Here is a 1,401-nt window from a genome sequence, read left to right on the forward strand (position 1 = left end):
CGGCTGCCGTTCCGTCCGCCCCTCCGGCCGCGCTTCCGGCCGCGCTTCCGGCTGCGGCCCGCCGTGGCGGGGAGCGCGCTGCTGGCGGCCCTCGCCCTGGCCCTGGCCCTGGCCGCGCCACCGGTGCGGGCCACGGTCGCCGGCTGGTTCGGGATCGGCGCGGTGCAGGTGCGGCTCGATCCGTCGCTGCGGCTGGCCGAGGCCGAGCCCCCGGCCTGCGGTGAGCTGGGCCTCGACGAGGCCGAGCGCCGGGCCGGGTTCGCGGCCGTGCTGCCGCCCGGTCTGGGGCCGCCGGACAGCGCCGGGGTCACCGACGACGGCCGTCTGCTGTCCGTCTGCTGGCACGCCGGGGCCGAGGTGGCGATCCGGCTGGACCAGGCCGAGGCCGCGCTCGACCCGGTGCTGTACAAGAGCACCCCGCCGGACGGGCTGAGCTGGACGGAGGTCAACGGGCGGACGGCGCTGTGGCTGCCCGGGCCGCATCTGGTGGAACTGTCGCTGACCGGCCCGGACGGCGCCGGGACGGCCGCCGGCCCGCGCCCGGCCGGCCCCACCCTGGTCTGGGAGCTGAGCGGCCACGGGCGCACCCTCCGGCTGGAGGGCATCGCCTCCCGGCACCAGGCCGTCTCCCTGGCCGCCACCGTCCCGGCGCCCTGAGAACGGCCGGTGCCCCGCCCGCGGAACCCGGGCGGACGCGGCGGTGTAGGGACGGCAGCGGGGCCGGCCGGCGGCCCGCGTGCCGATCGTCCGACCCGAACCCGGGAGGTTCCCATGCGAGGCCGTGCCCGTGCCGTGCTCGTCGCCCTGCTCGGTCTGTCCGCCCTGCTGCTGACGGCCGCGCCGCCGGCCGCGGCCGGCGGACCGACCAGCGTGCTGCTCAACGACGGCCACCGCGCCACCGCGTTCCCCGCGCACTCCACCGAGTACGCCGATCTGGAACGCCTGCTGGAGGCCCCCGTCGCCGACCCGGAGACCGGTGACGGCGGCGAGGACGTCATGACCCTGGCCGGCAAGGAACTTCCGCCGGAGCTCGCGGACTACGCCACCGGCGGCGCCTGCTGCGCCATCCGGGTCACCTGGCTGGCCCACGACGTGAACGCCTGGCGGCAGCACCTCCTCTACGTGCTGGACGACTCCGTCTGGGTGAACCGGGTGCTCCACGGCGAGGAGACGCTCTCCAGCTGGTACCGCGCCCCGGAGGAGGAGGAGCTGCTGTGGCTGCTGGAGACGGTCGGCATGGTCGGCGAGGGCACCTCCAAGGCGGTGGGACTCGCCGCCGCACGGTTCGAGGCCACCGGACGCTCCGGCCTGGAGGGCACGGCCGGGGCCGGGACGGCGGCCTCCGCCGGGGCCGGCGGCCTCGCCGCGTCCTGGCCGTGGCTGGCCGTGGGGGCGGCCGGC

At 78.2% G+C, this 1,401-nt stretch carries 2 protein-coding genes; both read left to right on the top strand.

Annotation, left to right across the window (positions count from 1 at the left end; genetic code table 11):
* On the top strand, positions 1 to 657 hold a 657-nt coding region (locus tag GQS09_RS28240; RefSeq protein ID WP_165990346.1), incomplete at its 5' end, for a hypothetical protein.
* Positions 658 to 771: 114 nt separating this feature from the next.
* Positions 772 to 1,401, top strand: a 630-nt coding sequence (locus tag GQS09_RS28245; RefSeq protein WP_165990347.1) for a hypothetical protein, incomplete at its 3' end; no start/stop codon positions are given.

It is taken from the genome of Streptomyces sp. YIM 98790 (genome assembly GCF_011421595.1).
In the GTDB taxonomy this organism is placed as follows: domain Bacteria; phylum Actinomycetota; class Actinomycetes; order Streptomycetales; family Streptomycetaceae; genus Streptomyces.